Origin of the sequence: Paenibacillus doosanensis, assembly GCF_025060755.1 — a bacterium.
GTDB classification, from domain to species: Bacteria; Bacillota; Bacilli; order Paenibacillales; family NBRC-103111; genus Paenibacillus_S; species Paenibacillus_S doosanensis.
Map to the genome: position 1 here is coordinate 30,866 of NZ_JANYUY010000072.1, position 6,017 is coordinate 36,882.

Genomic DNA, 6,017 nt, shown 5'->3' on the forward strand with positions numbered 1-6,017 from the left:
GGAGGTGGAAGTATCATGCTAGAAAGAAGGCTTACCGTTCCCAAAGTGCTCATCGGGCTCGTTCTGACGCTCGTTACCTTGACGATGTTCGTCCCGATCATGAACCTGCTGGCAAGAGCTTTATCCCATCCTGCCAAGGTATATCTGCTGCACGGATATGAAGTATGGCCGAGAGGCTTCTCGTTCATTAACTTTCAAGTCGTGCTCAGCAACCCGATCGTAGGGAGAGCGCTGCTCAACTCGGTGTTTATTACGGTGGTCGGCACGTGCTTGAGTATCTTTTTTACGACGATCGCCGCTTATGTGCTGACCCGCAAAAATTTGTCCTTCAAAACGCCGATTATGATCTTCCTGATCATCATTATGATTTTTGAGCCGGGGATCGTGCAGGAATATATGGTCATCAAGGACCTGCATTTGCTGGATAGCCTATGGGCGATGGTGCTGTACCGGATGATTAACGTCTATTATCTGATCATTATGATGCGGTTCCTGGAGGAAATACCGGATTCCTTGATCGAAGCGGCCAAGATCGACGGCGCTGGGCATATGACCTTGTTCATGCGAATCATCATGCCGCTCTCGCGCATTCCGCTGTTAACGATAGGGATGTTCTATGCGATTGCCAAATGGAATGAGTTCTTCAAATCGAGCATCTTCTTGTCCAGCCGGGAAAATACGGTGCTGCAGGTGCTCTTAAGACAATTCGTCGTCGAACGCGACACGACAGCTCTGGTCGGCGCGGCGGATCTACTCAAGAACAACAATATTGCCCAGCTCGATTTCTCGTCATTGAAAGCGGCTACAATCATTATCGCGATGGTTCCGATTCTTATGCTGTATCCGATCATACTGAAATATTACACCAAAGGGGTCATGGATGGCGGCGTCAAGGAATAATTCCAATTCAGAACAATGGGGAGGAAAACAGAAATGAAAAAAATGTTCACCCTAATGGCAGCCGGTTTGATGGTGGTAACGACCGCTTGCAGCTCCGGCAATACGAAGGCTCCGGCCGAAGCGGGGCAGGGCACGTCGGATAAGCCTGTGACGATTACGATTGTCGATAAAGATTTGACCCCCGACGACAAGCTGCTTAAAGGCATTGAAGAAGGGATGAAGGCCGAAGGGAAAAATGTGAAGCTGCAAATCGTTCCCGTACAGAGCGGCACTTACTCCGAGAAGCTGGGGCTGCTGCTGCAAAGCGGCAATATTCCCGACTTGATCTACTTCCAGGGCGGGGATTACCAGTTCGCGGTGACGCAGAAGATTCTTGAGGATTTGACGCCGTACATCGAGAAATCCACCTATGTCAAAGCATCCATGAATGAGTACAACAAAGAAAGAACGAAGAATTATCCGTATCTTGTCTGGCTGTCTCAGACCAGCAATTCGGTTCCGGTCGTTCGCGAGGATTGGCTGAACAAAACGGCTTCCGGCAAAGAGCTGCTCGCGAATCCGACGATCGACAACTACTATAACTTCCTCAAGGAAGTGAAGGACAAGAACGGCGCCAAGTTCGCCTACACGACGGCAGGCACTCTGGATGAGCTCGACGCGACCTTCGGTCAAGCGTTCGGTCTGACGGCGACGTGGATCAAAGGCTCCGACGGCAAGTACGCTTTCGGCAAAACGACCTCGTTCGAGAAGGACAAACTGGAATTTTACGCCAAGCTGTACAAAGAAGGGCTGCTCGATCCCGAGTTTCTGACCAAGAAATGGGATACGAAGGAAAAAGCGTTCTACGACGGTCAAGCAGCCGTCATCGCGGGAACGCAGGGCAAAGTTATCGATATTTACAATACCAAAACGATGTCCCAGAACGGAGCGAACGCGAAGCTTATGCCGCTTCCTCCGGCCAAGGGCAAGGCCCAAGGCTATACGCCGGTTGACGTCAGCAAGGAAAGCCGCGGCTTCGCCATCGGCACTACGTCCAAGAACAAGGATATGGCCTTCGCCGTCTTGGAGTTCCTGGCCAGCCCCAAAGGGCAAATGCTCGATAAGCTCGGCGTTGAGGGCGAGCAGTACAATATCGTGGACAACAAAATCAAATTGACGGATAAATTCGCCGAATGGTATGCGCGCTTCGTCGAGTCGACGGTGAACTTCAAGCCGGACAAAGCATTCGATCCGTCGACGCCGTACTTGTCCGAGCCGGCTGTCAAGTCGCTGGAGATGATGGCGTCCATGTCCTCCAAGGACAACAGCTTCATCATCCCTGCGGAGCTCGCTGCCAAGTGGGATGCCTGCAACGCGCTGTATAGGGAATTCGCCGCGAACGTCGTCACCGGCAAGAAATCGATCGCCGATTTCGATAAGTTCGTACAGGATTGGAACGCGGCAGGCGGTAAGGAAATGACCGAGTACGCGAATAAAACGATCAAGTAAATTCGGTTTTGCAGCTCGGAAGCGGCAAGGTAAGGCAAGGCAGAAGCAGATAAAAAAAGCCGCGGAGTGCGGAGCTGACGGCTTCGCGCTTCCGGTATGGATGGGAGAGCAGGCTCATGATTTCTTTTGCAGACCGGGTCAGAGGAGTCGTCTTCGGCACCGCCTTCGGCGATGCGATGGGGGCGGTCGTGGAGAAAATGACCCATGCCCAGATCAAGGAGCAATACGGCCGGATTGAGACGGTCAAGACCAAGTGGTGGAAGGCGGATTGGCCGGAGACGGGAAGGCTCGGCAGAATGAGAGGGCAGGGCATCGTCACCGACGATACGCTGATGACGCTGGCGCTGATGAATGTATACTGCACGGAGCGACGTCATCTGGACGCGTACGATATGGCTAATGAATTCGTCAAGGAAATCGCGTTCCGCCCGAGATATATTCCCGAATTCGGGCGGGAAGCGTTGATCCTCGATCGGTTATTTTATCCGGAGAAGCATATTTTCAACCGCCATGTGCTGGCGAACTGCGAGCCGCGCGAAGGCGGCTACGGCAATATGGTCAACTGCGGAGCGGCAATGTACATTGCTCCGATAGGGATCGTGAATGCCTGCAATCCGAAGGCGGCTTACGATGAAGCGATTCTGTTCGCCTCCGGCCATCAGCTGAGCTATGGGCTGGAAGCGGCGGGCGTGCTGGCGGCCTGCGTCGCCAAGGCGTTCGAGCCGGGAGCGACGGTGGAGGATATCATGGAGACGGCGCTTCGCTATGCGAAGGACGGCACGAAGCGGGCGATCCATGACGTATGCGCGAAGGCGCTGGAGCTGCGGACGGCGAAGCGGGAGCGGAGCAAGGTCGTGCAGGCTCTGCACGAGGCGATCGCCCCGTACTCACCGATGGGCGACGATGTCAACCGCAGCATCGACAAGCTCGGCGTCCCGTCGAACCATTACACGCCGAGCCGGCTGTTCTCCATCGAGGAGCTGCCGCTCGCGCTCGGCTACATCGTGCTGCATGACGGCGATTTGCTGGAGGCGGTCAAGGACGGCGTCAGCTCCGGGCGCGACACGGACTCCATCGGTGTCATGATCGGCGCGATTCTCGGAGCGATGCAGGGCGTGCAGGCGATTCCGGCCGATGAGATCGCGGCGCTGGAGGAAGCGAGCAAGCAGGATTTCGAGACGCAGTGCGACCGATTCATCGAATCGGCTGCGGCGATCATTCAAGAAGATGTGCAGTTTAACGAGCGCAGGCAGCAGCAGCTCCGTTCAATACAATAAAGGCGGTGGACTTATCATGATTCCTACAAATTATTTGGAAAAAGTATACTCCGGTTACCTCGGCATGAATATCGGCATCCGATTGGGCGCCCCGGTTGAGCCGACCATCTGGACTTATGAACGCATTCAAAATACGTACGGTGAAATTACCGATTATGTCAAGGAATTCAAAAACTTCGCGGCCGACGACGACGCGAACGGCCCCTTCTACTTCTTGCGCGCGCTCTATGACGACGCCGTCGACCGCGATGTGACCCCGAACGATGTCGCTCGCGCATGGCTCAACTATGCCCGCGAAGGCGTCGGCATGTTCTGGTGGGGCGGCTACGGCGTCAGCACCGAGCATACCTCCTTCATTAACCTCAAGAACGGCATCCCGGCGCCGCAATCCGGCTCCATCGAGCAGAACGGGCTGATCATCGCCGAGCAGATCGGCGGGCAAATTTTTATCGACACGTGGGGGCTTGTGAACCCGGGCAACCCTAAGAAGGCCGCCGACTTCGGCGAAGCCGCGGCCCGCGTCTCCCATGACGGCGAAGGCGTGCTGGGCGCGAGGTTCTTCTGCGCGGCGATTGCCCAGGCGTTCTTGACCTCGGATATTAACGAGATTATTGAAGCGGGTCTTGCGCAGATTCCCACGGATTCGCTCTATGCGCAGGTGGCCAGAGCTGTGCTGGCGTTCCACGCCGAGCATCCGAACGACTTCCGCGCCTGCCGGGATATGCTGGAAAGAGACTGGGGCTACGATAAATACAAAGGCGTCTGCCATATCATCCCGAACGCAGGCGTCTGCGTCCTCGCGATGATCTACGGCCAAGGCGACTTCAACCGCACCGTCGAGATCGCAACCATGTGCGGCTGGGATACCGACTGCAACGCAGGCAACGTCGGCACCGTGCTCGGCGTCGCTGCCGGACTGGAAGGCATCGCGGACAAATACCGCAAGCCAATCAACGACTCCATCGTCATGTCGGGGATTTCCGGCTATCTCAACATACTGGACATTCCGAGCTATGCCAAGGAACTCGCCATTCTCGGCTACCGTCTGGCGAAGGAGCCTTGCCCCCAGGCGCTTCTGGACAGCTTCAAGGAAAACGAAGTCTACTTCGACTTCGAGCTGCCGGGCTCGACGCATAATATTCGCGTGTCCGATCCGTTCTTCTGCCAAGCGCGTCATTCTACGGAAAAAACGTTCCAGGGAACCGGCTCCCTCGAAGTGGTCTTCGACCGGATGGTCCGCGGGGAGAAATCCAAAGTATTCTACAAGCCGTTCTACACCCGCGACGACTTCAGCGACGAGCGCTACTCGCCGACCTTCGCGCCGCGCGCTTATTCCGGCCAGAAAGTGTCGATGAACATCTTCCTCGACCAATGGAGCGGCAACGAAACGATGGGCATCGCTCCTTACGTTCGCTTGGCCAAGAGCAAGAAGGAGCTCGTTCAAGGCTATATCAAGCTAGTCAATCAAGAATGGATTCATGTCGAGTTCGACATCCCGGATTCCGAAGGCGAGCTGATCGACGAAGTCGGCATCGTGCTCGAAGCCTATTCGACCCGCAAGCCGAAGAGCCTCGGCCGCATCTTCATCGACGAGTTCCGCATCTACGGCCCGGCGGACTACCGCATCGACTTCGGTAAGCAATCCGTGGACTTCGGCTGCGTAACGCCGTTCGCCCACAACCACGGCGCCTGGAGCCTGGTCGACGGCACCATGTACCTGATGACCGCCGAGCCTAGCGAGGCGTATACAGGCAGCTACTTCGCACGGGATTACTCCGTGTCCGTGAAGATCAACCCGCAGATCGGCGACTCGCATCTGGTTGCCATCCGCGCCCAGGGCGCTATGCGCGGCTACCACGCGGGCTTCGACGGCAAGGATCAAGTCGCGATCTATATCAACGACTTCGGCTTCAAGAAGCTCGCCTCGGCCAGCTATGCTTGGCAGCTGAACCAGGAGTATGATGTGAAGGTAACAGCGCAGGGGAATACGATTACGCTCAGCGTGAACGGCGAGCAGGTGCTGACGCATACCGACGATACATGGGGCTACGGCATGTACGGCGTAAGTACGCTCGGCGTAGCGAGAGCTTATTATAGCGATATTCGAGTGAGAGAGAACTAGCAGTTTGTTGGACCCAATAAGCAGAGTGAGTTTTCATTCATAAGACGTATACGACGGATAGGGATTGCCACTCCACCGCTATTGGAATTCAAGTTGTTAATAACTCAAGTTTCGCAGCTCAAATTTGGCATTAAAGCCTTGATGTAGCTGGGTAAACCTGAAATCCATTGCTGGACTTGACTTAAAATGGCCGACTTCCCCTGTTTGGTCTTCGTTTGAGTAAGCTCAAT

General features: G+C 55.3%; 4 protein-coding genes. All 4 read left to right on the forward strand.

Annotation, left to right across the window (positions count from 1 at the left end; genetic code table 11):
• Positions 1-15 precede the first annotated feature (15 nt).
• The 4 genes from N0M98_RS30720 to N0M98_RS30735 all read left to right on the forward strand — a co-directional run bounded on the left by N0M98_RS30720 (position 16) and on the right by N0M98_RS30735 (position 5,787).
• Positions 16-900, forward strand: coding sequence for a carbohydrate ABC transporter permease (locus N0M98_RS30720; RefSeq protein ID WP_259620168.1), 885 nt, complete (start codon positions 16-18; stop codon positions 898-900).
• Between the two features lie 33 nt (positions 901-933).
• Complete coding sequence (locus N0M98_RS30725) at positions 934-2,388, forward strand: extracellular solute-binding protein (protein WP_259620169.1); 1,455 nt, start codon at positions 934-936, stop codon at positions 2,386-2,388.
• Between the two features lie 116 nt (positions 2,389-2,504).
• Positions 2,505-3,665, forward strand: coding sequence for an ADP-ribosylglycohydrolase family protein (locus N0M98_RS30730; protein ID WP_259620170.1), 1,161 nt, complete (start codon positions 2,505-2,507; stop codon positions 3,663-3,665).
• A gap of 16 nt (positions 3,666-3,681) precedes the next feature.
• Positions 3,682-5,787 carry an ADP-ribosylglycohydrolase family protein gene (locus N0M98_RS30735; RefSeq protein ID WP_259620171.1) on the forward strand — a complete coding sequence of 702 codons (2,106 nt, stop codon included), beginning with the start codon at positions 3,682-3,684 and terminating at the stop codon, positions 5,785-5,787.
• Positions 5,788-6,017 lie beyond the last annotated feature (230 nt).

What these genes read in the sequence shown, in the direction of transcription:
- N0M98_RS30720 (WP_259620168.1), top strand. Translation starts at nt 16, where the DNA reads ATGCTAGAAAGAAGGCTTACCGTTCCCAAAGTGCTCATCGGGCTCGTT.
- N0M98_RS30725 (WP_259620169.1), top strand. Translation starts at nt 934, where the DNA reads ATGAAAAAAATGTTCACCCTAATGGCAGCCGGTTTGATGGTGGTAACG.
- N0M98_RS30730 (WP_259620170.1), top strand. Translation starts at nt 2,505, where the DNA reads ATGATTTCTTTTGCAGACCGGGTCAGAGGAGTCGTCTTCGGCACCGCC.
- N0M98_RS30735 (WP_259620171.1), top strand. Translation starts at nt 3,682, where the DNA reads ATGATTCCTACAAATTATTTGGAAAAAGTATACTCCGGTTACCTCGGC.